The organism is Tenacibaculum ovolyticum DSM 18103, assembly GCF_000430545.1.
GTDB lineage: Bacteria > Bacteroidota > Bacteroidia > Flavobacteriales > Flavobacteriaceae > Polaribacter > Polaribacter ovolyticus.
Map to the genome: position 1 here is coordinate 15,063 of NZ_AUMF01000022.1, position 26,559 is coordinate 41,621.

Annotated in this window: 25 protein-coding genes; 19 read left to right on the forward strand and 6 right to left on the reverse strand. The window is 30.8% G+C overall.

The annotated features are described in order from the left end of the window. Nucleotides 1-35 precede the first annotated feature (35 nt). From H518_RS0108615 to H518_RS0108670, 12 genes are all read left to right on the forward strand, one after another. Complete coding sequence (locus tag H518_RS0108615) at nucleotides 36-851, forward strand: purine-nucleoside phosphorylase (protein ID WP_028888678.1); 816 nt, start codon at nucleotides 36-38, stop codon at nucleotides 849-851. Beyond that, complete coding sequence (locus H518_RS0108620; RefSeq protein WP_028888679.1) at nucleotides 851-1,273, forward strand: DoxX family membrane protein; 423 nt, start codon at nucleotides 851-853, stop codon at nucleotides 1,271-1,273. Before H518_RS0108615 ends, H518_RS0108620 begins: the two co-directional genes overlap by 1 nt. A 3-nt stretch (nucleotides 1,274-1,276) precedes the next feature. Further along, complete coding sequence (gene arsM / locus H518_RS0108625) at nucleotides 1,277-2,245, forward strand: arsenosugar biosynthesis arsenite methyltransferase ArsM (protein ID WP_028888680.1); 969 nt, start codon at nucleotides 1,277-1,279, stop codon at nucleotides 2,243-2,245. A 336-nt stretch (nucleotides 2,246-2,581) separates the two neighbouring features. Beyond that, on the forward strand, nucleotides 2,582-2,707 hold the full coding sequence (locus tag H518_RS21490) for a hypothetical protein (RefSeq protein ID WP_262509212.1): 126 nt from the start codon (nucleotides 2,582-2,584) through the stop codon (nucleotides 2,705-2,707). A 10-nt stretch (nucleotides 2,708-2,717) separates the two neighbouring features. Continuing rightward, nucleotides 2,718-3,179 (forward strand): DUF6169 family protein, encoded by a 462-nt coding sequence (locus H518_RS0108635; RefSeq protein ID WP_028888681.1) that lies wholly within the window; start codon nucleotides 2,718-2,720, stop codon nucleotides 3,177-3,179. 231 nt (nucleotides 3,180-3,410) lie between these two features. Further along, nucleotides 3,411-4,865, forward strand: coding sequence for an FAD-dependent oxidoreductase (locus tag H518_RS0108640; protein WP_028888682.1), 1,455 nt, complete (start codon nucleotides 3,411-3,413; stop codon nucleotides 4,863-4,865). Between the two features lie 33 nt (nucleotides 4,866-4,898). Beyond that, a complete protein-coding gene (locus tag H518_RS0108645) occupies nucleotides 4,899-7,100 on the forward strand; it encodes a transglycosylase domain-containing protein (protein WP_028888683.1) in 2,202 nt (733 codons plus the stop codon). Nucleotides 7,101-7,170: 70 nt separating this feature from the next. Next, entirely contained in the window at nucleotides 7,171-7,734 is a 564-nt protein-coding gene (locus tag H518_RS0108650) for a Crp/Fnr family transcriptional regulator (RefSeq protein ID WP_028888684.1), read from the forward strand. Nucleotides 7,735-7,844: 110 nt separating this feature from the next. After that, a complete protein-coding gene (locus tag H518_RS0108655; protein WP_028888685.1) occupies nucleotides 7,845-8,264 on the forward strand; it encodes a DoxX family protein in 420 nt (139 codons plus the stop codon). 417 nt (nucleotides 8,265-8,681) lie between these two features. Continuing rightward, the gene (locus tag H518_RS0108660; RefSeq protein WP_028888686.1) at nucleotides 8,682-9,434 is read left to right on the forward strand and encodes a hypothetical protein; all 753 of its coding nucleotides are present in this window, start codon (nucleotides 8,682-8,684) and stop codon (nucleotides 9,432-9,434) included. A gap of 69 nt (nucleotides 9,435-9,503) precedes the next feature. Beyond that, entirely contained in the window at nucleotides 9,504-10,556 is a 1,053-nt protein-coding gene (locus H518_RS0108665) for a sensor histidine kinase (protein ID WP_028888687.1), read from the forward strand. Then, nucleotides 10,549-11,322, forward strand: a complete 774-nt coding sequence (locus tag H518_RS0108670) for a LytR/AlgR family response regulator transcription factor (RefSeq protein ID WP_240472510.1) — start codon at nucleotides 10,549-10,551, stop codon at nucleotides 11,320-11,322. Before H518_RS0108665 ends, H518_RS0108670 begins: the two co-directional genes overlap by 8 nt. Before the next feature lie 83 nt (nucleotides 11,323-11,405). Here H518_RS0108670 and radA read toward each other — a convergent pair whose 3' ends face one another. The 4 genes from radA to panC all read right to left on the reverse strand — a co-directional run bounded on the left by radA (nucleotide 11,406) and on the right by panC (nucleotide 15,194). Further along, a complete protein-coding gene (radA, locus tag H518_RS0108675) occupies nucleotides 11,406-12,767 on the reverse strand; it encodes a DNA repair protein RadA (protein WP_028888689.1) in 1,362 nt (453 codons plus the stop codon). A gap of 227 nt (nucleotides 12,768-12,994) precedes the next feature. Further along, on the reverse strand, nucleotides 12,995-13,942 hold the full coding sequence (locus H518_RS0108680) for a lysylphosphatidylglycerol synthase transmembrane domain-containing protein (RefSeq protein ID WP_028888690.1): 948 nt from the start codon (nucleotides 13,940-13,942) through the stop codon (nucleotides 12,995-12,997). Between the two features lie 5 nt (nucleotides 13,943-13,947). After that, on the reverse strand, nucleotides 13,948-14,298 hold the full coding sequence (panD, locus tag H518_RS0108685) for an aspartate 1-decarboxylase (protein ID WP_028888691.1): 351 nt from the start codon (nucleotides 14,296-14,298) through the stop codon (nucleotides 13,948-13,950). A gap of 50 nt (nucleotides 14,299-14,348) precedes the next feature. Next, nucleotides 14,349-15,194 (reverse strand): pantoate--beta-alanine ligase, encoded by an 846-nt coding sequence (panC, locus tag H518_RS0108690; protein WP_028888692.1) that lies wholly within the window; start codon nucleotides 15,192-15,194, stop codon nucleotides 14,349-14,351. A gap of 96 nt (nucleotides 15,195-15,290) precedes the next feature. Between panC and H518_RS0108695 the strand changes: the two genes are divergently transcribed. Genes H518_RS0108695 through glmS form a run of 3 tightly spaced genes read left to right on the forward strand, consistent with a single transcriptional unit; the run spans nucleotide 15,291 to nucleotide 19,566 of the window. Continuing rightward, nucleotides 15,291-16,109: a glycogen/starch synthase gene (locus tag H518_RS0108695; RefSeq protein WP_028888693.1), complete on the forward strand. Its 819-nt coding sequence runs from the start codon at nucleotides 15,291-15,293 to the stop codon at nucleotides 16,107-16,109. Between the two features lie 7 nt (nucleotides 16,110-16,116). Beyond that, nucleotides 16,117-17,700, forward strand: coding sequence for a DUF4270 family protein (locus H518_RS0108700; protein WP_028888694.1), 1,584 nt, complete (start codon nucleotides 16,117-16,119; stop codon nucleotides 17,698-17,700). A 9-nt stretch (nucleotides 17,701-17,709) separates the two neighbouring features. After that, on the forward strand, nucleotides 17,710-19,566 hold the full coding sequence (gene glmS / locus H518_RS0108705; RefSeq protein WP_028888695.1) for a glutamine--fructose-6-phosphate transaminase (isomerizing): 1,857 nt from the start codon (nucleotides 17,710-17,712) through the stop codon (nucleotides 19,564-19,566). A gap of 64 nt (nucleotides 19,567-19,630) precedes the next feature. Here the strand turns inward: glmS and H518_RS0108710 are convergent, their stop codons facing one another. Further along, nucleotides 19,631-20,587, reverse strand: coding sequence for an endonuclease/exonuclease/phosphatase family protein (locus H518_RS0108710; RefSeq protein ID WP_028888696.1), 957 nt, complete (start codon nucleotides 20,585-20,587; stop codon nucleotides 19,631-19,633). Between the two features lie 115 nt (nucleotides 20,588-20,702). Beyond that, entirely contained in the window at nucleotides 20,703-22,046 is a 1,344-nt protein-coding gene (gdhA, locus tag H518_RS0108715; RefSeq protein WP_028888697.1) for an NADP-specific glutamate dehydrogenase, read from the reverse strand. 224 nt (nucleotides 22,047-22,270) lie between these two features. Here gdhA and pheS point away from each other — a divergent pair, with 224 nt between their 5' ends. The 4 genes from pheS (at nucleotide 22,271) to H518_RS0108735 (ending at nucleotide 26,535) form a co-directional block, all read left to right on the forward strand. Then, nucleotides 22,271-23,290 carry a phenylalanine--tRNA ligase subunit alpha gene (gene pheS, locus H518_RS0108720; RefSeq protein ID WP_028888698.1) on the forward strand — a complete coding sequence of 340 codons (1,020 nt, stop codon included), beginning with the start codon at nucleotides 22,271-22,273 and terminating at the stop codon, nucleotides 23,288-23,290. A gap of 82 nt (nucleotides 23,291-23,372) precedes the next feature. Beyond that, entirely contained in the window at nucleotides 23,373-23,768 is a 396-nt protein-coding gene (locus H518_RS0108725) for a hypothetical protein (RefSeq protein WP_028888699.1), read from the forward strand. 145 nt (nucleotides 23,769-23,913) lie between these two features. Beyond that, nucleotides 23,914-25,032 carry an SDR family oxidoreductase gene (locus H518_RS0108730; protein WP_240472511.1) on the forward strand — a complete coding sequence of 373 codons (1,119 nt, stop codon included), beginning with the start codon at nucleotides 23,914-23,916 and terminating at the stop codon, nucleotides 25,030-25,032. A gap of 135 nt (nucleotides 25,033-25,167) precedes the next feature. Continuing rightward, nucleotides 25,168-26,535, forward strand: coding sequence for an alanine/glycine:cation symporter family protein (locus tag H518_RS0108735; protein WP_028888701.1), 1,368 nt, complete (start codon nucleotides 25,168-25,170; stop codon nucleotides 26,533-26,535). Nucleotides 26,536-26,559 lie beyond the last annotated feature (24 nt).

Sequence of the window (26,559 nt, forward strand, 5' to 3'; positions counted from 1 at the left end):
TACTATAGATCTCGACTGCGCTCGACCAGACAAAAATGAAAAAACAACAATTACAAGAAACTATAGATTTCCTTAAATCAAACGGAATTACAAATCCACAAATAGGAATCGTACTAGGTACTGGTTTAGGAAAACTAGTTGATGAAATAAAAATAGAAAAAGAGATCGCTTATGCTGATATTCCTAATTTTCCGCAAGCAACTGTAGAGTTTCACTCAGGAAAATTAATTTACGGAACATTATCAGGTAAAAAAGTTATTGTAATGTCTGGTCGTTTTCACGTTTATGAAGGCTACAATCTTTGGGAGGTTACTTACGGAATTAGAACAATGCATGGCTTAGGTATTTCAACTTTATTAATTTCTAACGCTGCAGGTGCAATTAATCTATCTTATAAAAAAGGAGATTTAATGTTACTAGAGGACCACTTAAATTTACAAGGAGGTTCGCCTTTAGCTTTTAAAGGAGCAAATGACTTTGGAAATATATTTGCTGACATGCTAGAACCTTATTCTAAAAAAATTAATACTTTTTTGAAAGATATAGCACAACAAAACGACATACAGTTACATGAAGGTATGTATGCTAGTGTTGTTGGCCCGCAATTAGAGACTAGAGCAGAATATAGAATGCTTCAAATTTTAGAAGCTGATGCTGTTGGTATGAGTACCGTACCAGAGGTTATCGTTGCGAAACAACTAAATTTACCGTGTGCCGCAGTTTCTGTCTTAACAGATGAATGTGACCCTAAAAATTTACAACCTGTAGATATTGCCGAAATAATAGCTGTTGCCGGACAAGCAGAGCCAAAAATGATTACCTTATTTAAAGAATTGATAAAACAATTGTAGTGCAAAAAAATAAACAAATAGCAGTATTAATAATGCGATTATTATTAGGATTTATTTTCTTTTTTCAAGGATTTGGAAAAGTATTTAAATTCGGATTAGAAAATGTGTATAAAAACTTTTTTCTAAATAGTTATTCAGATTTACTACCTGATTTCCTATTATTAATCACAGCATATTATACCTCCTTAATTGAACTAATCGCAGGATTGTTATTAATTATTGGTTTAAAAACAAATTACGCTTTATATGCTTTAGCTTCTGTTTTAGTTATTGTCACTATAGGGCACGGATTAAAAGAACCTATTTGGGATTTATCGCATGTAATATACAGAACAGCTCTTTTAATACCATTACTATTATTACCAAGAAATTTAGACATTTATTCTATTGATAATCTAATCAGTAGAAAATTAAAAAAGTAAAACATGAGTTATTTAGAAACTACACATAACGTATACAAAGAAGCAGCCTTAACACCAGATGTTGGCTTATGTTGTACCACAAATCCTATTTGGGAATTACCTGGTTTAAAAATTCCGAAAATCATGCAAGAAATGAACTACGGATGTGGTTCTACAGTACATGCACGTGATTTAACTAACAATCCTAAAATGTTATACGTTGGTGTTGGTGGTGGAATGGAGTTATTACAATTTGCCTATTTCAATAGAAATAAAGGTGGTGTAATTGGTTTAGATGTAGTTGATGAAATGCTAGAAGCATCTCGTAAAAACTTTAAAATTGCTGAAGAACAAAATGACTGGTTTAAAAGTGATTTTGTTGATTTACGCAAAGGTGATGCAATGGCGTTACCTGTTGAAGATAATTCTATTGATGTTGCTGCTCAAAATTGTTTATTTAATATTTTTAAGTCTGATGATTTAAAGAAAGCTATTGCCGAAATGTATCGTGTGTTAAAACCTCACGGTAAATTAGTAATGAGCGACCCTACTTGTGAGCAACCAATGAATGATGAATTACGTAACGACGAACGTTTACGTGCTTTATGTTTAAGTGGTAGCTTATCGATTGCTGATTATGTAAAAGCTCTAACTAATGCTGGTTTCGGAACTATAGAAATTAGAGCTAGAAAGCCTTACAGGATTTTAGATCCTAAAAATTATCCTACTGACGAATTGATTTACATAGAATCGATTGAAGTTGCCGCAATTAAAGATCCTATGCCTGCAGATGGCCCATGTATTTTTACAGGTAAAGCTGCTATTTATTATGGGGATGAGGATTATTTTGATGATGGCGAAGGACATACTTTATTAAAAAACCAGCCTTTGGCTATTTGTGATAAAACTGCCGCTGCTTTAAAAGCGCTTGGTAGAGATGATATTTTCTTTTCTGAATCTACCTATCATTATGATGGCGGTGGATGCTGCTAAGAACAAATAAAATTAGAAATAATGAACCCTCACTTTTGTGAGGGTCTTTTGTTTGGTAAATTTAGCTTGATTTCTAGCTTGTTTTCTAATAACTTTGCTAACTATTGATGTGACTAATTGAAGTTCGACAGATCAATAAGGTTGTAATAACACTTCGAGAAATTTTATTTTTTTTGTAACTTTAATTAAGTTATCTCGTCTAATAGACAGAACTTTACAATCAATAACACTATTTAGACTAAAAATAAATAATATGTTTTTTAATCAAAATTAACAAAAGGTGTGGTAGAAAAGTGATACACTTATTATATATTTGTAAATATAAAATTAATAATTATGACACGTTCAACAACAATCAACCCTAGTAATAAAACCCTTGAGGTTATCAAAGGTATGATTTCTATGAAAGATGAGCATAGAAAAATTATTATCAATAAAATTAAAGAATCTAGAAAAAAATAACATTTTTCGAATGTATGAATATAAAGAAGATAAAGGGCAGGATTGCCCTTTTTTTACGTTTGAAACTGAACAGAACCTTTCGTATTATGTAGCATTTAGAAATATGCAAGTTGAAACTAAACCGCTCAATAAATTAGAATCAATTGACTTCTCTGAAATTGATAAAAAAAAGGGTTACCATGATGTTGAAGTTTCAACTACTATTATTGAAATAATAAACAATTACATTAATAGAGATAATTCAATTATTATTCACTACATATGTGATTCTAGCGATAGAAAACAACATTTCAGAAATAAATTATTTAATAAATGGTTTGACTTAAATAATAAAGAAATGGTTAAATATGATGTATGTGTTAATGACGACTATACCTTAACTTTTTTATATAACCAAAGCATATATGAAACAGATGTAATTGAATCTGAAATTATTTTAATGTTAGGTGCATTAGAACAAGGGAAAGCTTAAGATTTAAAATAAATTTTACTTTCTTAATTTGTGATTTCACCCTTGCTTAAAAAAATAAATATTTCAATAATGTCAATGAATTTTTAATAACTGTAATCACACTCCTCTTATTCTTAATTCTAGCAGATTTTATTTGTTAGACTAATTATTTAACCACGGAACAAACTACACATAAAATATTAGCAAAACTTACATAAAATTAGAAAAACAAACCTTCAACCCAACTAAAAAATGGAAAACAATAACACTTACTGGTCTGTTTGTGAAGAATGTAAAGGAGAAGGTAAAAAAAAGTTAAAGGCTAGTAAGAAAGCCAGACTACGTTACAAAATAGCCTTAGAAAAATACAAAGCATCAGATAAAGGAGAAGCAGCTCCTACTCCACCGAAATCTAAAGGAGGAATATCTCCCTGTAGTATTTGTTTAGGATCGGGGTTAATTCCTGCTGATAATAACCCTATTGCTGATACAGAAAATTATCCGCACATTGCTATTATTGGTGGCGGAATAGGTGGCGTTGCTTTAGCTGTTGCTTGCTTACACCGAAAAATACCTTTCACACTTTATGAACGAGATAGTAATTTTAATACAAGGTCTCAAGGTTACGGGCTAACACTTCAACAAGCAAGTAAAGCTATTCAAGGTTTTGGTATTACTTCACTAAAAGAAGGGCTTGTTTCAACAAAACATGTTGTACACAAAACAGATGGAGAAATTATTGGCGAATGGGGCGCTAAAAAATGGTTAGCAACCGACTTAAAAAAGAACACAAAACGTACAAACGTACATATATCACGGCAATCTTTACGTTTAGAACTACTTGAGCAACTTAATGATTCTAATGCAGTGCACTGGAATCACCAATTAATAGATTTTAAAGAATCTGAGAATGATGGTGTTCAACTTAATTTTAACGTAAATGGTGCTATAAAAAATGTAAAAGCAGATCTTCTAGTAGGAGCTGATGGTATTCGCAGCACCATGCGAAAAATATTAATTGGCGAAAAGAAAACGCCATTACGCTACTTAGGCTGTATTGTAATATTAGGTATTTGTCCGTTAAAAGATTTAGAAGCTCTTAATAGTCCATTATTAGATTCGTCTACCGTGTTTCAAACAGCAAATGGTATTGAACGAATTTATATGATGCCTTATGATAAAGATACTATAATGTGGCAACTTAGCTTTCCTATGCCTGAAAACGATGCCATAAAATTAAGCAAAGAAGGTAGTCAGGCTCTTAAAGAAGAAGCATGCCGTAGAACGCAATGGCACCATCCAATTCCTCAGATTTTAGCAGCAACTCACGAATCTAAAATTTCAGGCTACCCTGTTTACGATAGAGAATTACTTACTCCTGATTTATTAGAAAAAGGAAAACAAATAACACTTATTGGAGATGCAGCACACCCTATGAGCCCATTTAAAGGTCAGGGAGCAAATCAGGCACTACTAGATGCGTTATCGTTAGCGCGAGAAATATTTAAAAAGTGTGGACCTTCGTCTAATTGGAAAGAATTTGGAATACGAAAAAGTGTATTAACAGCGTTTGAACTTGAAATGTTAACACGTAGTGCTTCTAAAGTAAAAGGTTCTGCTGCTGCGGCGGACTTCTTACATTCAGAAATTGTGCTTCAAAAAGGGAATAAAACAAGGGGAAGCTTTTTAAAAGAAAAAAAAGCATAACAATAATTATTAAATCTGTAATTTTTTAGTTTAATGAATTCATTAAAAAAAACGAACCATCAGTTTAAAGGTAAGAAAATTTTAATTCGGATATTTAAATATTTAGCTAGCCTTATTCTTTTTGCTTGCTTCTTAGTACTCACTTTATTTTCGTTAGTCTATTTTAATGTATTTGGTAATTTACCTAATAAAGAAAAATTATCGGCTGTATTTAACGAAGAGGCTTCTTTAATTTATTCTTCTGACACTATTATTATTGGAAAAATATTTGTTGAAAATCGAACGAATATTAAACTCGAACAAATTCCTAGCTACCTAAAAGAGGCCTTAATTGCTACAGAAGACAAGCGTTTTTATACTCATAATGGTTACGACGGACAAAGCTATGCACGTGTTTTCTTTAAAAGTATTTTAATGAGAAATGCTTCTAGTGGTGGCGGAAGTACCATTACCCAACAATTAATTAAAAACCTTTACGGAAGACAGTATCATGGTTTTTTAAGCATGCCAATTAATAAGATTAAAGAACTTATTATTGCTAGTAGAATGGAGCGTTTATATACAAAAGACGAAATACTACAATTGTATTTTAACTCTGTTCCTTTTGGAGAAAATATTTTCGGAATAGAATCTGCCGCCAATCGTTATTTTAATAAATCTGTTAATGAGTTAAAGACTGAAGAAGCTGCTGTTCTTGTTGGTATACTAAAAGCGAACACTTATTACAACCCTCGATTGAATCCTGAAAATGCTAAAAAGCGTCGTAATACGGTCTTACAATTAATGAATAACGAATCGTATTTAAGTGATAAGGCTACTGATAGTTTGCAAAAACTACCAATTGTACTCAATTACAAAAATCTTGATATGAATGCATCCGCAGGTTATTTTACACATCAAGTAAAGAAAAAGGCTATAGAAATCGTAAAAAATGTTAATAACGAAACCAAAAGTTCATATAGCTTAGAAAACGATGGTTTAAAAATATACACGACACTAGATTACGATATTCAAAAGATTGCAGAAAAATCAGCAAAAAATCAGCTTATTATTAAACAAAAACAACTTAATAATGAGTTAGCTTCAAATAGCTTAAAAAGAAGGTGGTTAAAAAAGCAATTGCAAAAGTCACCTTTATTAAAAAAAGACAAACAAAACAGAACTTTCTACTTATTTGATCATGATAGTACCAAAACTATTACTGGTAACACGATTGATAGTCTTTGGCATTATACAAAAATGTTGAATGCTTCTGTGTTAGTTACCAACCCTAAAAATGGGGCCGTGATTAGTTGGGTTGGCGGAAATAATTTTAATACCCTTCCTTTTGATATGGTGCTATCGCATCGCCAAATAGCTTCTGCCTTTAAACCTTTTTTATATGCTACTGCTTTAGAAAACGGAATCTCACCTTGTAAATATCTCGAAAATGAAGAAAAAACGTATGAAGAATTTGGAGATTGGAAACCACAAAATGCAGATCATAAATCTACTCCTGACAATAAAGTTGCTTTATGGTACGCTCTAATTAAATCGATGAACATACCTAGTGTTAATCTTTACTTTAAATTAGAGAAAGAACTACTAGCCAATTCATGTGAAAAATTAAAGTTTCCTGAAATATCAGATAATACTCCTTCGGTTGCTTTAGGAACGCTTGATTTATCGTTACTTGAAGCAACAAGAGCCTATAGTGCTTTTGCTAATAATGGTGAAATGAACGATTTGTATATGATACGTAAGATTACCGATAAAAAGGGTGCTATTATTTATGAAAGCAAAGAACAGGAAGCTGAAAGAGTATTTAAAGAGGAAATTACTAAAACACTTACTGCCATTTTACAGCAAGCAGTTGAACAAGGAACTGGCGCCAAAATAAGAAGTACTTATAATATTAAAAGTGATTTGGCTAGTAAAACAGGTACCGCACAAAATTATACCGACGCTTGGTTTCTTGCCTATACTCCCAATATTGTTTTAGGTACTTGGGTTGGTACTTCTAAAAATTCTGTACATTTTAGTAGCGGAAAAGGTGCTGGATCATCATTAGCGTTACCTATTATAGCAAATATTCTTAAAGAAATTGAAAAGGATGCAGAATTAAGAAAAAAATATTTAACTTCTTTTAACATTTCTGAAGAGATATATTCCTCTATTAAATGTACTCCTTATAGGGAAAAAGGAATTAAAGGTTTTTTTAAGAGACTTTTTAAAAAGAAGAAAAAAAAGAACTGATTTTCACTATTAAATAAAGATTTTTAGTTGAAAAAAAATCAGTACACCAAGAAAGTTACCAATAATTAAAATGAAACACCCTTTAAAACAACACATCGAAGAATTAATTGAACTAACTGACGAAGAGTTTTCTTTTATTTTAAGTCATTTTAAAACAATTAGCAAACGCAAACATCAATACTTATTACAAGAAGGGGAAGTTGCTGACAGAGAGTACTGGATAATAAAAGGCTGTATAAAAAGCTATTTTTTTGATGAAGGAGGCAAAGAACATATTTTACAATTTGGAATGGAACATTGGTGGATTACAGATTATGAGTCTTTTGTAAAACAATCAAAATCTAAAATTAATATAGACTGCTTGGAAGATTCTGAAGTTTTATACATAACATTCGAAGACAGAGAGAAACTTACTAAGGAAATGCACAAAATGGAACGCTTTTGGGCTAAGAAAAGTAAACTTGGTAGAATAGCACTTCAAAATAGAATCTTATCTTTATTAAAAAATTCTTCGAAAGAACGATATGAATTACTTCTCGAACAATATCCAAAACTATTTCAAAGAGTACCTAAAAAATTAATAGCTTCTTACCTTGGTGTTAGTAGAGAAACTTTAAGTCGATTAAATTCGTAAAAAACGATTAATAACGTGATATTCATCACAAATTTATAGTGATAATTGTCCTGTTTATTCGATTACTTTTTTTTGACTTTTGTATCAAAATAATTTAAAAATTAAATGATATGAACAGCTTAAAAAAAATTAACAATAAAGAGGCAGGACTGTTATTACAAAGAGTAAGTATCGGCGGACTTATTCTATTTCACGGAATTGCAAATTTAGCAACCAATTATTCATTCATTAAAAGCTTATTGAGTAATATCGGAATTCCAGAATTTGTTGCATACTCAGTTTTTATAGGCGAAATAGCTGCTCCAATACTTATAATCATAGGTTGGAAAACAAGATTAGCAAGTTTTGTTTTAGCTTTTAACATGTTAGTCGCTATTTTAATGGCACATTCTGGAGATATTTTTGCTTTAAATAAATTTGGCGGTTGGGCAATTGAACTACAAGGTTTATATCTGTTTGGTGCCATTGTAATTTATTTATCAGGAGCTGGTAAATACGCTTTATCAAACAGTAGATTAATACAAAAATAAACTCAAACAAATAATACAGCAAAAATCTCTTCTATTTCACTAACTAAAATAAATTCTATAGAAGTTTTTTTTGCTTGTTATCTTTTAAAATTATAGCAACTAAACTTCCTACTTCTAAAATATATTTATATCACCAAAAGAAGACAAACTACATTGAGGCATTGACATCTCATTTCCTAAGAATAATTAAAAAAAATAAGAGAGACTACTTACATATAAATATACTAAGCATTATACTTAATAACGAACTACAACTTGTTTCACTTATAGATAAAACACACTAAGTCATATTTCACCACTTTTCTTTATTCTTCCTTAATTCTATTTAATTTTTCCTTTGTTCATCAAAAACCGATTTCCTAAATACTATGATCACTGTAGTTTTGTAGCATCATTAATTATTTAAATCTATTAACCATGAAGAATACAAAAAAAGAATTAATATTTCTAAGAACATTTGCACTAACTACAGCATTAGGCCTTTTAATATTTGCTTCTGTTGCTTTTAAACAATCTAGTAATCCAAAATTTGGAACCATTGATGTAGAACGTATTAATATTGTAGAGAAAGATGGAACAACAAAGATGGTTATTACAAATGTAAAAGAATTCCCTAACGGAAAAGACTCTATAAACAATAGACCAGTAAATGTAAAACGTAAAAAACGTTCAGGAATGCTCTTCTTTAATGAAGATGGCATTGAATGTGGTGGTTTTATTTATGACGGAAACAAAAAAGAGAACGGGCACAGCTCAGGAATGTCACTAACTTTTGATAAATATGATGGTGATCAAGCAATACAATTACTAAATATCGACAGTAAACGAAATGGAAAAAGAAGCATTAAAAGCTCATTAGTTTTTAATGATTTACCTGAAAACTCTACACAATTAAGTACGGCTGAAATATTAGCAGAATTGGATGCTATAAAAGATAAAAGAACATGGAAGGAAAAATATAATGAATATGTAGAAAAAGGTCTAATTGGTATCACCAAAAGACTTGAACTTGGTAACCAAGGTAAAGGCCGTCCGAATGGGTTATTTCTTTATGATGATACAGGTAAAATGAGAGCAATGTTTTGCATCGATTCAGAAAATAACGTTCGTCTAGAAATGTTTGATCAAAAAGGAAATAAGGTAAACTCATGGCCTACAAAAAAAATATAATTATAATTTTTGGTGAAGACTTTCGCAAAAAACTTCACCAAAAACTTTATATATTTACCAATACTAATTATGAAAAAAGTAATTCAATATTTAAAAGACAACCAAAACTTCATTCTTTTCCTATTTGTATTCTCCTGGTTTTTAACTATTAAAAACAAAATAGGATTCGCAAATTCTTGGAATGATTTTGTGTTTCATCCAGATGCTCCTTTTTGGGTTTTTATAAATGCGTTTTTTATATTCATTTTTGTAGATTTTATCAAAAGAATATTTAAAAAAAAGAACAAAAAAGAAACGATATCTGCATGGGAGTATTTAAAATTTTTTGGAATAAGTTTTGTCTGCTATATACTTATTATGAATGTTTTTGGCATTCTTATTTCGATGGTTTTTAATACTATTTCCAGAAATTTTAATTCCTCGTATCAAATAACATATAAAGTTTTTGTACAAATTATTGATTTTGTAATTTTTGGCGGATTTTCTTTAGCTTATTTATATTCTAAAGAAAATAGAAATTACAGAAAAAAATTAAATGCATATGAAATCAGTAACTCTAAAAGTAAAATACAGCAACTTAAAGCTCAATTAAACCCACATTTTCTTTTTAACAATTTAAATATATTAGATCAGCTTATTGAAGAAGATCAATTTAAAGCTTCTGATTTTTTAAGCAATTTTTCAGAACTTTATCGTTATGCGCTAAGAAGTTCAGAAAAAGAACTAGTCAGCATCCAAGAAGAACTTACATTTATTCAAAACTATTTTGAATTAATGGAAACAAAATATCAAGGCTATTATCAATTAATTATTGAAAATCATATCAAAAATTCTAACATCATAGTTCCCCCATTTTGTTTACAAGTGCTAGTAGAGAATGCTATCATCCATAATCTAGGAACAATTAAAACACCAGTAATTATACATATTACATTAGAAGACGGAATTAAAGTTTCTAATAATAGGATTAAGCAGGACAAAAAGAAAAACAACAACGGTGTAGCTTTAAAAAATCTAAATGAACAATTTAAACTACTCACAAATATGCCTATAATTATTCAAGAATCTGAAATTGACTTCACTGTTGTATTACCTCTTATTAAAACAAATGACAATGTTTAAAATAGTAATTATAGAAGATGAAGCTCCTGCCAGAAAGAAGCTTAAAAGCTACCTAGAAAAAACAAAAGAATCTTTTGACATTATAAAAGAAATTGAAACTCTTGATGAAACACAATCTTTTTTTCAGACACACCCAGATGTAGATTTAATTTTTTCAGATATTGAATTACGAGATGGTAATGTTTTTGATGTATACAATTATATAAAAGCTACTGCTCCTATTATTTTTATAACAGCTTATGATAGTTTCTGGATGAATGCATTTGAATCGAGTGGTATTGAGTATTTATTAAAACCTTATTCATATACTCGTTTTGAAAAAGCCTGGCACAAATACACACTCTTAAAAAACAAAATGGAGGTTAATTACAATGACATGTTTAGCAAGTTAGATACTTATTATCAAAGCAAGTTAGATTTAAAACCGATATACAAAGATTACATCCCTGTAAAATCTAGTAGCGGTATTTATTTTTTAAAAGTTGAAGACATTATTTTCATTCAATCAGATTACGGTGTTATTTTTGCGTATGACTCAGCCAATAAAAAACACCTATTAAATCAAACTTCTCTTAAAGATATACAAGAAATGCTTAACCCAACAGTATTCTTTAAAATCAACAGAAGTGAGTTTGTCAATAGGACTTATATTGAAAAAATAAATCGTTATACTAAGAATACTGTTGCTATCCAGATAAAATCTCACGTCTTAAAAACAAGTCAAAATAGTACTGCTTCATTTAACTCTTGGATGGGAATAAAATAAGACTAATCTATCAGATTTTCATCATAAAAAACAAACACCTCACTAGCAAAAAGATAAACTTTTAATTAAATATGTCTAAATTTTTAGGCAAATAACGTAGCAAAAGCCTCTTCAATTTTACCAACTAAAAGTAGTTTTATACTGTGATTCTTTGAAGATATTTTATTGTATTTTGAAGCTACTAAGGTTTTATATCCTAATTTTTCAGCCTCCAAAATACGTTGATCTATTTTAGAAACCGGTCGTATTTCACCAGCCAAACCAACTTCGGCAGCAAAACACACATTTGGGTTTATTGCCATATCTTGATTTGATGATAAAATTGCAGCAACAACAGCCAAATCAATCGCTGGGTCATCAACATGAATTCCACCTGTAACATTTAAAAACACATCTTTAGCTCCTAATTTAAAACCTGCTCTTTTTTCTAAAACAGCTAAAATCATGTGCAATCTTTTTAGATTATATCCAGTTGTAGATCGCTGTGGTGTACCATAGACTGCGGTACTTACCAACGCCTGAATCTCAATCATTAACGGTCGAACACCTTCTAAAGTTGATGCAATTGCGGTTCCGCTTAAATCTGCATCCTTTTTAGAAATTAATATTTCAGACGGATTCGAAACTTCTCGCAATCCACTTGATAGCATTTCGTAAATTCCTAATTCAGCAGTAGATCCAAACCTATTTTTCTGCGAGCGTAAAATTCTATACGTATGATTTCTATCACCCTCGAACTGTAAAACTACATCAACCATGTGTTCTAAAATCTTTGGTCCTGCAATATGTCCGTCTTTATTGATATGCCCAATTAATAAAACAGGAGTTCCCGTTTCTTTGGCAAACTTTATTAATTCTGCTGAAGTTTCACGTATTTGAGAAACACTTCCTGGTGATGCTTCAATAGAACTTGTGTGTAATGTTTGAATAGAGTCAATCACCAAAACATCTGGTTGAACCTCTTCTATATTTTTAAAAATTTGCTGCGTATTAGTTTCCGTAAGGATTAAGCAATTAGAATTTGTTGCTTCTAAACGTTCGGCGCGCATTTTAATTTGCGACTGACTTTCTTCTCCAGAAACATATAATACCTTTTGTGGAATTTTTAAAGCTATTTGCAATAACAACGTTGATTTACCTATTCCTGGTTCACCACCTAATAAAACAACAGCTCCTTTTACAATCCCTCCCCCTAAAACGGTATCTAATTCGTTATTTTTTGTTTCAACACGCTCTTCAACATTCAATTGAATGTCTTCAACTTTTAATGGTCTTGAAATTCTTTTCTTACTATTCTCTGGTGTTTTCCAAGTCCTTTTTTCTTCTTTCTGAACTACTTCTTCAACAATAGTATTCCATTCTTTACATGTTTTACATTGCCCACTCCATTGTGCATGTTGTGCTCCGCAATTTTGACAGAAAAAAGTAGTCTTCGTTTTAGCCATTTAAAGTAAATTGAAAATTTTAATGTATCAAAGTTACAAAGTAAACTTGATATCTATAAGGTAAATATTCTTGTATAAAGTAGCTATCCTAGAATAGTTAATTGCGTTAGTGATTGAATGATTTGTTTGAGCTCTTTTTTATTTTTCTTAAAAAAACGAGTAACCTTTCGACTCCACTCAGGATAAATTCCAGCGCGACCTAAAAGGTAACGTCCAAAATCATCTTTCTATTTCTTATTTTTATTATAAATAGGTAAACATAAAAAAGCTAATCCACCAAATACAATAATCATAGCTGTTTGCGCTGTCCACATAATCCAACCAAAAGCGGTTGCTGGTTCTTCTGCTATACCAAATAAAGCTAAGGCTCCTGCAACTGCTACTGGATACAAACCAATCCCTCCATTTGTTGCTGCGATACTAAACCCACCTGCTATAAAGCCAATTAAAATGCCTCCTAAAGGAACACTTAAACCGTTAATCGCAGGTATTGTTGCCCAAAACATTAAAACATACATTAACCAAATAAAAACAGTGTGAAAAATAAACGCCCATTTATGCTTCATCTTAAAGATGCTTGTAACACCTTCTACCAAACCTGAAATAAATTTTTTAATTTTCAATCCTATTCCTGATGTTGCTTTTTTCACGTAACGGGTCAGTAAGAAAAAACCAATAACTAATACGCTTAAAATAAGTCCGATTCTTACAGGGTTGAAATTCTTAATAAGTAAATCATAAATAAAATCAAACTGAACAAAAAGTGTTATCGTAATAATACTTAACATCATTACTACATCTGCAATTCTTTCTGCAACAATAGTTCCAAATCCTTTTTCAAACGGAATACCTTCATAGTTTGTCATTACAGCAGCACGAGAAACTTCTCCTGCTCTAGGCACTGCATAATTAACTAGGTACGCAACTAGAACTGCCATGGTACTGTTACCAAAATCAGGTTTATACCCCATTGGTTCTAACAAGAATTTCCAACGATAGGCTCTTGACAAATGACTTAAGACACCAAAAAAAAGCCCTAAAGCTATCCAACTATAATTAGCATCCTTAAAATATTGTAGTAATGTTTCTAATGAAACTTTTGATATTGAGTACCAAACTAAAAAACCTCCCAAAACGAGAGGTAATATAATTTTTAAAACTTTTTTAAAATCCACTTTTATTAATTAAGTAAATTAGTTTCTTCATTAGGAAAAACTAATTGTGGTTTAAATTTTTTAGCTTCTTCTAATTCTAAAAAACCATATACAATTAAAATTAACACATCTCCTTTAGCTACTTTTCTTGCAGCAGCACCATTTAAGGTAATCTCTCCGCTTTTTCGTGGCCCTGGAATTGCATACGTTTCTAAACGTTCACCGTTATTGTTGTTCACAATTTGAACACGTTCTCCTTCTATAATTCCTGCAGCATCCATTAAATCTTCATCTATGGTAATGCTTCCTATATAATTTAAATCGGCACCCGTAACTTTTACGCGGTGGATTTTAGATTTTACTACTTGTACTAACATGAGGCTAAAATAGTTGTTTTTTCATGAATACTAATTTGTTTTAACTTAATTTATTTCAATCTTATATTATCAATCAAACGAATCTCTCCCGCAAAAACAGCTATAAATGCGCGGTATTTTTCACTTGATTCTTTTTTATCAATAGATTTCAATGTTTTTTCATCTGCAATTGTAAAGTATTCTAATTCTAATAATGGGTGTTTTTTAAACTTTTTAGTTACCCATTTAATTACTTCTTCTGCACTTTTAATGCCAAATTTTTTCTTAGCTTTTTTAAGCGTTTTATATATAAACGGAGCTGCACTTCTGTACTCTTTTGTTAAACGAGTATTTCGAGAACTCATAGCCAAACCATCATCTTCTCTATAAATATCACACCCTTTAATTTTAATTGGCAGCTCATGTTTTTCTACCATCTTTTTTATAATTTGTAATTGCTGAAAATCTTTTTTCCCGAAATAAGCATTGTCAGGCATAACAATTTCAAAGAATGCTTTCACAATTGTTCCCACTCCATTAAAATGACCATCTCGAAACTTACCTTCCATTTGATGCTCTAAACCATCAAAATTAAAACTATCTGCCGCTACTGTTTTATTATATATTTCCTCAACTGAAGGGAAAAACAGTGCATCACAATTTACACTTTCTAATAATCTAACATCATTTTCGAACGTTTTGGGGTATTTTCCTAAATCTTCTTTATTATCAAACTGAGTAGGATTCACGAAAATACTAACTACTGTAAAATCGTTTTTTTTCTTTGCCCTTTTAACAAGAGATAAATGCCCTTCGTGCAAAGCTCCCATAGTAGGTACAAATCCTATTGATTTTTTTTTCTTTTTTATCTTTGATAAAAACTCTTTTAATTCTGATTTAGTTTTGTAAATTTTCATTCTATTATAGTTGGAATACTTGCAAAATTAGCAATTTAACACCATTTTAGCATAAATTTTCGTATTTTTGCATCTTCAATAAAAGAGACAGATTTAATGAAGGATAAGAGAATATTATATGTTTCATCAGAGGTAACACCTTATTTACCTGAAACAGAATTATCGTCTACTGCATTTAATGTTGCTAAAAACGCACATTCTAAAGGAGTTCAAACCCGTATTTTTATGCCTCGTTATGGTGTGATTAATGAACGTAGACATCAATTACATGAGGTAATACGTTTATCAGGTATGAATTTAATAATTAATGACATGGATATGCCTTTAATTATTAAAGTTGCTTCAATTCCTAAGGAAAGAATGCAAGTGTACTTCATTGACAACGAAGAATATTTCAAACGTAAAGCTGTATATTCTGATGAAGATGATACGCTATTTAGCGATAACGATGAGCGTATGATTTTCTTTGCAAAAGGAGTTGTTGAAACTGTAAAAAAATTAAATTGGGCGCCAGATATTATTCATGTTCATGGATGGATGGCCTCTTTACTTCCTCTATATTTAAGAGAATTTTATAAGGAAGAACCATTGTTTGCCGAAAGCAAGATTGTAACTTCGCTTTACAATAATAATTTTGAAGGTGAATTAAATGGTGAACTGGCAAATAAAGTTCGTTTTGACAAGATTGATGCGTCAAAAATAGCAACTATAGAAACACCAAACCAAATTAACATATTAAAAAGTGCCATTGAAAACTCAGATGCTATTGTAAAAGGTAGTGAAGTTTTACCCGATGAAATCAATGCTTTTATTGATGAAACATCGACTAAAGTTTTAGAGTTTCAATCAGAAGAGGTTTTAACTGAGGCCTATTTAGAATTTTATAAAGAAAACGTTTTAGAAATAAGCGAATAATTAAGAAATGATTAGAAAAATTGGTGTTTTAGGTATTAGCCTGCTATGTTTTGCGGCTATCGTATCATGTGAAAAAGATTTTAACAATATTGGAGACAGTGTTGTTGACAATACAAAGTTTGAAACTGGAGAGCTTTTATTAGACGTAGAGATAACTCCTATTAATATAGAAAGCGTTAGAGCTGATAATATTACACTAGGTAATACTCCGCAATATTGGTTAGGAGGTTATAAAAGCGGTAATTACAAAACAATCCAATCATCTATTGTTAGTCAGTTAGGCTTATTAGGAAGTCTTAAAACCGAAGATGTAAAACCGGCTACCGAAGATGGTGAAATTGATTCTATCTATGTTTTAGATAAAGTAGTTCTTAAATTACCATATACAGCAACAAATATTGGTAAAGAAAGTGATGGAAAACCTAAATTTAGATTAGATTCTGTTTTAGGAAATACAGCTATTGCTACTTCTTTAAAAATATATAAGAATGGAACGTATCTAAACACTTTAGATCCTAGTACCCCTTCGAAAGGCAATAGTTTTCAATCTAATGAGAACTACACAATTGCAGACCCTATAAACGACCTTTTAAATGAAGACGCTAGTTTTTCTTTTAAACCTAGCCCTATAGACACAATGCTAGTATTAACCAGAAATATTAGTAATGGTAATACCTATAAAGATACGGTTAGGCTTGCTAACAAAGCTCCTTTCTTAACCGTTCCTTTAGATATGGTAAAAATGAAAACACTTTTTTGGGATGAGTTTAAAAATGATCAATTTAAAACATCTGAAGCTTTTAGCACTTATTTTAAAGGAGTCATTCTTAAAACTGAAGGTACTGACGGAGCTATGGTTCCTCTTAGCTTACTAGGTACTACTGCTTCTGTTAGCGTTGATTTTCACTATACTATTACCACTTTCGAAAAAAAGGCTGGTGAAGCTGCTTTAGTTTTAAAAGACACATTACCTAGCACTTATTCATTTCCATTATCTGGTGTAAGAAACAGTATTTACGAAACATCTGCAGCCACTACTGTAACTCCTGCAAACAACTTTATCCTTCAAGGAACAGCTGGTACAATGGCTGAAGTTAAAATTATAGACAATACAAAACTTCAAGAGCTAAAAGCTAATAACTGGTTAATTAATGATGCTTCTTTAACACTTTATGTTAACCAAACCATCAGTACTAATAAAGATATACTTCCTCAAAAATTACTGATATACCAAAACAAAGACAATGGTAATGGAGGAGTAACACCTACACAACTTTCAGATTCTTACAAAGAAACTGCTACTTTTGGAGGTAGTTTAGGTTTATCTGAAGACGACAAACCTGAGAAATACAACTTTAGAATTACAGATTATCTTTCTGATTTATTAGACGGCACAACAAGTGATATCTCTCCGTTAATTTTAAAAGTACATAACGACCCTACAGATAATGCAATAAAAAGTAATGCACTTGATATAAATGTTAGAACTTATAACTGGAATCCAAGAGGAGTTACTTTATTAAACGGAAATGAAACTGCTAACGGAGTAAAAAGAGCTGTATTAAAAGTATCATATTCAAAAGAAAAATAAGAAATTACTATGTGTGGAATAACAGGATATATAGGAAATAGAGATGCCTACCCTATTGTTATAAACGGGTTGAAACGTTTGGAATATAGAGGTTATGATAGCGCTGGGATAATGATGTATGATGGAGAAAGTATCCATTTATCTAAAACCAAAGGAAAGGTTTCTGATTTAGAAATTATCACCAACAAAGAAGAGAGAAGAAAAAAAGGAAATATAGGTATTGGACATACTCGTTGGGCCACTCATGGTGTGCCAAATGACACAAATTCTCATCCACATGTTTCTGAGTCTGGAGATTTAGTTATTGTTCATAATGGGATTATTGAGAATTATGATACTCTTAAAAAAGAATTAATTTCTAGAGGTTATACTTTTAAAAGCGATACTGACACAGAGGTATTAATTAACCTTATTGAAGAGGTTAAGAAAAATGAGAATTGTAAATTAGGAAAAGCTGTTCAATTAGCACTTACAAATGTTATAGGAGCATATGCTATTGCTGTATTTGACAAAAACAAACCTAACGAATTAATAGTAGCTCGTTTAGGAAGTCCTATTGCAATAGGTGTTGGAAAAAACAATGAAGAATTTTTTGTTGCTTCTGACGCATCTCCTTTTATTGAATATACTAAAGATGCTATTTACCTAGAAGATGGTGAATTGGCTATTATAAAAAAAGGTAAAGGAATAAAAGTTCGTAAAATTGAAAACGACAAAGAAATTGATACTAATATTCAAGAACTTCAATTAAGCTTAGATCAAATTGAAAAAGGTGGATATGATCATTTCATGTTAAAAGAAATTTATGAGCAACCAAAAGCTATTATAGATACTTATAGAGGTAGAATGTTACCAGATGAAGGTATTATTCGTATGGCTGGTATTGACGATAATCTTTCTAAATTTACGAATGCAAATAGAATTATTATAGTTGCTTGTGGTACCTCATGGCATGCAGGTTTAGTTGGTGAATATCTTTTTGAAGATATGGCACGTATACCTGTTGAAGTAGAGTATGCTTCTGAATTTAGATACCGTAATCCGATTATTAACGAAAACGATGTAGTTATTGCTATTTCTCAATCTGGAGAAACAGCTGATACATTAGCAGCTATTAAATTAGCAAAATCAAAAGGAGCTTTTGTTTTTGGTGTTTGTAATGTTGTTGGTTCATCTATTGCTAGAGAAACTCATGCTGGAGCTTACACACATGCTGGCCCAGAAATTGGAGTAGCTTCTACAAAAGCATTTACAACACAAATAACAGTACTTTCTTTAATTGCTTTAAAACTAGCTAAAGAAAAAGGAACCTTATCAAAATCTGCTGTTAATTCTTATTTACAAACATTACAACAAATTCCTACTCAAGTAGAGAAATTATTAAAAACCGATGCGCAAATTAAAGAAATTGCGGAGGTTTATAAGGATGCTAAAAATTGCTTATATTTAGGTAGAGGTTTTAACTTCCCAGTAGCTTTAGAAGGAGCATTAAAACTTAAAGAAATTTCATATATTCATGCAGAAGGATATCCTGCTGCTGAAATGAAACATGGCCCTATTGCTTTGATTGATGAAAATATGCCAATTTTTGTAATTGCGACCAACAAAGGTCACTATGAAAAAGTGGTTAGTAACATTCAAGAAATAAAATCTAGAAGCGGTAAAATTATAGCCATTGTAACTAAAGGAGATACTACCGTAAAGGAAATCGCAGACCATGTAATTGAAATTCCTGATACTGATGAAGCTTTCACACCTTTATTAACAACAATTCCTTTTCAGTTATTATCATACCATATTGCTGTGTTATTAGAAAAGAATGTAGATCAACCTAGAAATTTAGCAAAATCTGTAACTGTTGAATAAACAGTTCTTATTATAAAATTAAAACTCCCGAGATATTATCTTCGGGAGTTTTTTATTTCTAGTTTTATCCTTTTTCAAAAGTAAGGTATACCGGGAAATGATCTGAATATCCTCCCTGATACCAAGGCCCTATATAGGTTCTAAAAGGGCTGTCTTTAAACTTACCTTTATGAAATCGCAACCAATCTTTATTAAAAATAGTTGCTTTCAAAAAAGTATGTGTACTCTTTTCTGTGTCAAAAAAATCTCTGGAAAATATAATCTGATCAAATAAATGCCAGTCATCATAATAAGTTGAACTTCCTTTTCCATTTTTAAATAGAGACTTCATTGGATTATATAATTCATCTGTAACCAAGAAATCTTTCACACTTTCACTGGTAGGATCATCGTTAAAATCTCCCATAATAATAAACCTTGCTGCCTTTTCTTTGCTCTTAATGTCATTAATCACATGTTGAACCTGTTTAGCGGCTTTTATACGCTTATATTTAGTTTCCTCATCACCATCTCTTCTTGAAGGCCAATGATTCACTAAAACGTGTATTAATTCATCATTTAACTTACCTTTTACAACCAATAAATCACGGGTATAATCTACATCACCATCATCATCAGTTAAATACAGAGAATGCGTATCAGTTGAAATTACCTCAAAAAAATCTTTATTGTAAATAAGTGCAACATCAATACCTCTTTCGTCTGGTGAATCATAATGAACATAATCATAATTAAATTTTGATAAATTTTTATGACGAACTAAATCTTTAACAACCTTAGCATTTTCTACCTCAACCAATCCAACTATAGCTGGCGGAAAAGCAGAATTATTTTTTCCTATTTGGCTAATAACAGCTGTTATTTTCCTTATTTTTTGGTGATATTTTTTAGAATTCCACTTATGCTTACCAACTGGTGTGTAATCATTATCAGCTGTTAATGGATTATTAACTGTATCAAATAAATTCTCAACATTATAAAAAGCAACATTAACAGTATTTTTTCTTTTTGATCTAGACATTAAGTGAAATTTTATCCGAAAATACGGAATAATCCATTTTTAATTTAAAATAACCGATATAAAAAAACACGCTATAAAAAATAGCGTGTTTTCAAATTTTTATAAAAAGGTGTTATTATACAACTCCTTGATCTAACATTGCATCAGCAACTTTTACGAAACCAGCAACATTTGCTCCTTTTACGTAATCCACAAAACCATCAGCTTGCGTACCATACTCAACACATGATGCATGAATATCGTTCATTATAGCCTTTAATTTAGCATCAACCTCTTCTCTTGTCCAGTTGTAACGTAATGAGTTTTGACTCATTTCTAAACCTGATGTTGCAACACCACCTGCGTTAGAAGCTTTACCTGGTGCAAATAATATTTTTGCATCAATAAATACTTCAACAGCTTCTGGTGTAGAAGGCATGTTTGCTCCTTCTGCAACACAAATACATCCGTTTGCAACTAATGTTTTAGCTTCATCACCGTTTAACTCATTTTGAGTTGCACAAGGTAAAGCAACATCACAAGCTACTGACCAAGGTCTTTCACCTGCAAAGAACTTTGCATTTGGATATTTCTCTACATATTCGCTAACTCTTCCTCTACGAACATTTTTAATTTCCATAACGTATGCTAATTTCTCAGCATCAATACCGTCAGCATCATATATATATCCTGAAGAATCAGATAAAGTAACTACTTTAGCTCCTAATTCAGTAGCTTTTTCAGTAGCATACTGTGCAACATTTCCAGAACCAGAAATAACAACAGTTTTACCTTTAAAAGAATCTCCTTTTGTTTTTAACATGTTTTCAGCAAAATAAACATCACCGTAACCTGTAGCTTCTGGTCTAATTAAAGAACCACCCCAAGAAGCACCTTTACCAGTTAAAACACCAACAAATTCGTTACGTAATTTTTTATATTGACCGAACATAAATCCGATTTCTCTACCACCAACTCCGATATCTCCAGCAGGAACATCAGTATTAGCTCCAATATGACGGAATAACTCAGACATAAAAGCTTGACAAAAAGCCATTACTTCTCTATCAGACTTTCCTTTTGGATTGAAATCAGAACCTCCTTTTCCTCCACCCATTGGTAAAGTTGTTAAAGAGTTTTTGAATACTTGTTCAAATCCTAAGAATTTTAAGATAGATAAATTTACAGATGGGTGGAAACGTAAACCTCCTTTATATGGCCCAATTGCTGAGTTAAACTCAACTCTGTATCCTCTATTTACTTGCGTTTCACCTTTATCATCTACCCAAGCAACTCTAAACATTAAAGTTCTTTCTGGCTCAACCATTCTTTCTAACAATTTCTTCCCTTGATACTTAGGATTGTTTTCAATAAATGGAATTACTGTTTCAGCAACCTCATGTACAGCTTGCAAAAATTCAGGTTCATTAGAATTACGTTGTTTCACGTAATCGATAAAAGCATTTATTTTAGATTCCATAATTTTAATTATGTTGTATGTATGATTTAAACAATTTGTTACGCAAATATAATTAATTTCCAAATTGTGAAATTTAAAAAATCATAATATTTACCTATTTTTTTTATTTTCTCAATCGTTTTCGCTCATTTCACTTTAATATGTCGAGAACTCTTCTAAAAAGCAACACATATTTTCATTAAAAAAGCATAAATTTGCAACCTAATTATTCCGAAAAAATTAAGATGTTAGATAAAGTAAAAGAACTGATTGGTGATGTAAAGGCTTTTAAAGCAACTTCTAAAGAAGAGGTTGAGGCTTTCAGAATAAAATATTTAGGAAGTAAAGGATTGTTAAAAGATCTATTTGCTGAGTTTAAAAATGTTGATGCAGCAATGCGTAAAGATTTTGGACAAGCATTAAACAACCTAAAAAAATCTGCAGAAGGAAAAGTTACAGAGTTAACTGAAACTTTAGAGAACTCAGTAGAACATAAGAATTTTTATGGAGATTTAACACGTCCGTCAGAGCCAATTAACTTAGGTTCTCGTCATCCAATATCATTGGTTAAAAATCAAATTATTGAAGTTTTTAATAGAATTGGATTTACAGTTTCTGAAGGTCCTGAGATTGAGGACGACTGGCATAACTTTACTGCCTTAAACTTACCAGAATATCATCCAGCAAGAGATATGCAGGATACTTTCTTTATTGATAAAAACCCTGACACATTATTAAGAACACATACCTCATCGGTACAAGTTCGTTATATGGAAAACAATACACCACCAATTAGAACAATTTCTCCTGGTCGTGTTTTTAGAAATGAAGACATTTCTTCTAGAGCACATTGTATTTTTCATCAAGTTGAAGGTTTATATATAGATACTGATGTTTCGTTTGCTGATTTAAAGCAAACATTATTATATTTTACAAAAGAAATGTTCGGTAAATCTAAAATTCGTTTACGACCTTCTTACTTCCCTTTTACTGAGCCTAGTGCTGAAGTAGATATTTATTGGGGATTAGAAACTGAAACTGATTATAGAATTACAAAAGGAACAGGTTGGTTAGAAATTATGGGCTGCGGAATGGTAGATCCTAATGTATTAAAAAATGCTAATATCGATCCTACTAAATATTCTGGATATGCATTCGGAATGGGAATTGAACGTATTGCCATGTTATTATATCAAATTCCAGATATTAGAATGTTTTATGAAAACGACAAACGTTTCTTAGAGCAATTTAAGTCAGTTATTTAATTACCATTAAAAATAAAACAAAAGTTGAAAAGTTAAGAATCAGTTCTGCTTTTCAACTTTTTGCTTTTAATACAAACATAAAATGAAAAAAGACATTCATATACCACAAGTTACTAATGTAGAAATAGCTATTGTTTTAGAAAAAAACGAAAGTGATAATACTAACGAATGGTGCGTATACATTATCAATAAAAAAGAAGTCGATTTAGAAATGGTAGTAATTGTTTCTCAAGGTTTTTCTGAAACAAAAAAGACTTCATTGTTCAGACGAAAAATAGATTTACTTCCTGCTAATTCGTTTTCTAAATTTGAAATAATGCAACCAGAATTATTTGCTTTAGATAATCAATTTCAGGTTACTTTTTTTGAAAACAATCTATTACACGATAAAACATTTATCTTTCAAGAAGGTACCATTCAAGAAGGTTTTTTTAGAGATATTGAGATTCTAAATAAAAAGGGAGTCGTTTGTAAATAGTTATTTAAAAACACAAAAACAACGTTTAAAAAAGAAGTACTACTTTTACACTATAATAATTAATAATATTCTACACAATTATTACCGTACTTCTTCATAAAACAAACCCATACTGCTAATCAAAAAAGATTAATTATATATTGAAATGGAACAAAATCAAATAAATGTTATTCTTACTGGTACAACTGGAACCTTAGGTTCTCAGGTTTTTTATGAGCTATTACAACAAGATAATATTAAACATATATTTCTTCCTGTAAGAGAAAAAAATGGAAAATCAGCATTGCAGAGAATTCAAAACATATTGAATAATGATGCTACCCCTACATTTATTTCAGAAAATAAAGATTTAATTTCTCAGAAAATAAAAGTTTTAGACATGGTTGCTTTCTTTAAGCCTTCAACTTTTTTATCAAAAAAAGAAACTAATTTTTTTATTCATTCAGCAGGAAGTGTAAATCTATCAACTGACGAATCGCAACGTGATATCATTTTTTCAGGTGTTTATGAATTTACAAAAGATGTTTTTAATGCTTTTTCATCATATATTACAAAATTCACATATATAAGCACTGCATTTAGCATTGGCAATATTGGCGGGGTCATTGATAATGACTATCACACTACAAAAAAACCCAAGTATCGTAATTTTTACGAAGAAGCAAAACATACTACCGAGAAGTATTTATTAAAAAAAGGAAAAGAAAATAACATTGCCATTCAAATATTAAGACCAAGTGTTTTAGGAGGTAATATTTTTAAAAGCGCTCCTTATTTTATTTCAAACTACATGGTTTATTATCTTTTAGGTAAGTTTTTTTATAAAAATCCGTTGGCAAATACTTCTATTAGACTTGCAGCAAACTTTAAAACAGGTTTAAATATTATTCCTGTAGATTATGTTGCCAAAATAATAGCCAACGTATATCAAAAACAAATAGTACAACTTAACATTGTGCACTCTAAGAGTACAAACATTGTAAAAGGAATGGGAAGAATTTTAAAAGCGGTGGAATTTAATAATTTCACTATTTTAAATTCATCAACAGGAGGTGCCCTCTTAAAAGGTAAAAACAGGCTAGAAAGCATTTATTACAAAACTATTGGTTTGCATTTAAACCAATACCTAACTTCTGAGCCTTATGAGTACGATACAAGCTTATTAGAATCAATACTCCCAATACCCAAATATAATACCGAAGACTATTTAGAAGACACAATTAGTTACGCTAAATCAAGAAAATTTAAAGGAGAAGATTGGTAAATCTAAAATTAAAAAGAAGTAACCTTAGTGTAAATTAAGGTTACTTCTTTTTTATTATGGTATTGTTATTAAATTAGTCGAATACCTTTTTTAAAAATTAATAATAGTAATTACACTTAAAATAAAAACGCTCATATGTTTGTTGATATTCAAAATATAGTCGCCAATTTTTCTTCATGGATATGGGGAATTCCATTATTAATATTATTAATTGGTGGTGGTTTATGCCTCTTTATTTATTCAGGACTAGTTCCTTTTAGATACATGGGACATGCCATTGCAGTTTTAAGAGGTAAATACGACAAACACGATTCACCAGGAGATTTATCACACTATGAAGCTTTATCATCTGCCATTGCTGCAACTGTAGGAATGGGAAATATAAGTGGTGTTGCCATTGCAATAGCTACAGGAGGACCTGGAGCCATTTTTTGGATGTGGGTAAGTGCCTTTGTTGGTATGGCTACTAAGTTTTTTACCTGTAGTTTAGCTATAATGTACAGAGGTAAAGATGATGAAGGAAATGCAAAAGGAGGGCCAATGTATGTAATTACAGAAGGTTTAGGTAAAAAATGGAAACCATTAGCGGTATTTTTTGCAACAGCTGGTTTAGTAGGAACCTTACCTGCTTTTCAAGCAAACCAATTAACACAAACAATAATTGACGTTTTTAGTGTTAACGAAACAAATGAATTTAGTGCAAAATTATTAATAGGAATAACTATTGCTTTTATAGTTTCTACAGTAATTTTTGGAGGAATTCAACGAATAGGAAAAGTAGCTGGTAAATTAGTACCCGTAATGGTAATTGTATATTTAGTTACTGTTTTAATAATTCTACTTTTAAAAATTGAGGATGTTCCTTCAATAATCTCCTTAATATTTACAGATGCTTTTTCAGGAAGGTCAGTATTAGGAGGCGCCTTGGGTGCTTTAATTATTACAGGGGTAAAACGTGCCGCTTTTTCTAACGAAGCAGGTTTAGGAACTGCCCCAATGATGCACGGTACTGCAAAAACAAACGAACCTATTAGAGAAGGTTTAGTTGCTATGTTAGGCCCTGCAATAGATACATTATTAGTATGTACATTAACTGCCTTAGCTATTTTATCATCGGGTATATGGAAAGGTTTTGAAGGCAATGGTATTACAATGACCTTGGCCGCTTTCGATTCGGTATTACCTTATCACTTAGGAAGCATTATTTTAACCGTTTGTGTGTTAATTTTTGCTTTTTCAACCCTATTCACCTATTCTTTTTATGGTTATAGTTGCCTAAGTTATTTAACGAATACTAAAGCAGCTAAATATTACAATCATTTTTACATTTTTGTAATTATAGTCGCTTCAATTATTAAATTAGATTTTGTTATAAATTTAATGGATAGTGCCTATGCTTTAATGGCAATACCAACTGTTATTTCTACGCTTATTTTAGCTCCGAAAGTTAAAAAAGCAGCAACTGTTTATTTTCATAAATTAAAAACAGATTCTTTTGATTAAGTATTCATTTAAAATTTAATATAA

Coding starts and splice junctions, on each gene's coding strand:
- H518_RS0108700 (WP_028888694.1), top strand. CDS start 16,117: ATGATTAGAAAAATTGGTGTTTTAGGTATTAGCCTGCTATGTTTTGCG.
- H518_RS0108670 (WP_240472510.1), top strand. CDS start 10,549: ATGTTTAAAATAGTAATTATAGAAGATGAAGCTCCTGCCAGAAAGAAG.
- panC (WP_028888692.1), bottom strand. CDS start 15,194: ATGAAAATTTACAAAACTAAATCAGAATTAAAAGAGTTTTTATCAAAG.
- H518_RS0108650 (WP_028888684.1), top strand. CDS start 7,171: ATGAAACACCCTTTAAAACAACACATCGAAGAATTAATTGAACTAACT.
- radA (WP_028888689.1), bottom strand. CDS start 12,767: ATGGCTAAAACGAAGACTACTTTTTTCTGTCAAAATTGCGGAGCACAA.
- H518_RS0108640 (WP_028888682.1), top strand. CDS start 3,411: ATGGAAAACAATAACACTTACTGGTCTGTTTGTGAAGAATGTAAAGGA.
- H518_RS0108730 (WP_240472511.1), top strand. CDS start 23,914: ATGGAACAAAATCAAATAAATGTTATTCTTACTGGTACAACTGGAACC.
- arsM (WP_028888680.1), top strand. CDS start 1,277: ATGAGTTATTTAGAAACTACACATAACGTATACAAAGAAGCAGCCTTA.
- H518_RS0108695 (WP_028888693.1), top strand. CDS start 15,291: ATGAAGGATAAGAGAATATTATATGTTTCATCAGAGGTAACACCTTAT.
- panD (WP_028888691.1), bottom strand. CDS start 14,298: ATGTTAGTACAAGTAGTAAAATCTAAAATCCACCGCGTAAAAGTTACG.
- H518_RS0108735 (WP_028888701.1), top strand. CDS start 25,168: ATGTTTGTTGATATTCAAAATATAGTCGCCAATTTTTCTTCATGGATA.
- H518_RS0108655 (WP_028888685.1), top strand. CDS start 7,845: ATGAACAGCTTAAAAAAAATTAACAATAAAGAGGCAGGACTGTTATTA.
- H518_RS0108615 (WP_028888678.1), top strand. CDS start 36: ATGAAAAAACAACAATTACAAGAAACTATAGATTTCCTTAAATCAAAC.
- gdhA (WP_028888697.1), bottom strand. CDS start 22,046: ATGGAATCTAAAATAAATGCTTTTATCGATTACGTGAAACAACGTAAT.
- H518_RS0108710 (WP_028888696.1), bottom strand. CDS start 20,587: ATGTCTAGATCAAAAAGAAAAAATACTGTTAATGTTGCTTTTTATAAT.
- glmS (WP_028888695.1), top strand. CDS start 17,710: ATGTGTGGAATAACAGGATATATAGGAAATAGAGATGCCTACCCTATT.
- H518_RS0108665 (WP_028888687.1), top strand. CDS start 9,504: ATGAAAAAAGTAATTCAATATTTAAAAGACAACCAAAACTTCATTCTT.
- H518_RS0108645 (WP_028888683.1), top strand. CDS start 4,899: ATGAATTCATTAAAAAAAACGAACCATCAGTTTAAAGGTAAGAAAATT.
- H518_RS0108660 (WP_028888686.1), top strand. CDS start 8,682: ATGAAGAATACAAAAAAAGAATTAATATTTCTAAGAACATTTGCACTA.
- H518_RS0108635 (WP_028888681.1), top strand. CDS start 2,718: ATGTATGAATATAAAGAAGATAAAGGGCAGGATTGCCCTTTTTTTACG.
- H518_RS0108725 (WP_028888699.1), top strand. CDS start 23,373: ATGAAAAAAGACATTCATATACCACAAGTTACTAATGTAGAAATAGCT.
- pheS (WP_028888698.1), top strand. CDS start 22,271: ATGTTAGATAAAGTAAAAGAACTGATTGGTGATGTAAAGGCTTTTAAA.
- H518_RS21490 (WP_262509212.1), top strand. CDS start 2,582: ATGACACGTTCAACAACAATCAACCCTAGTAATAAAACCCTTGAGGTT.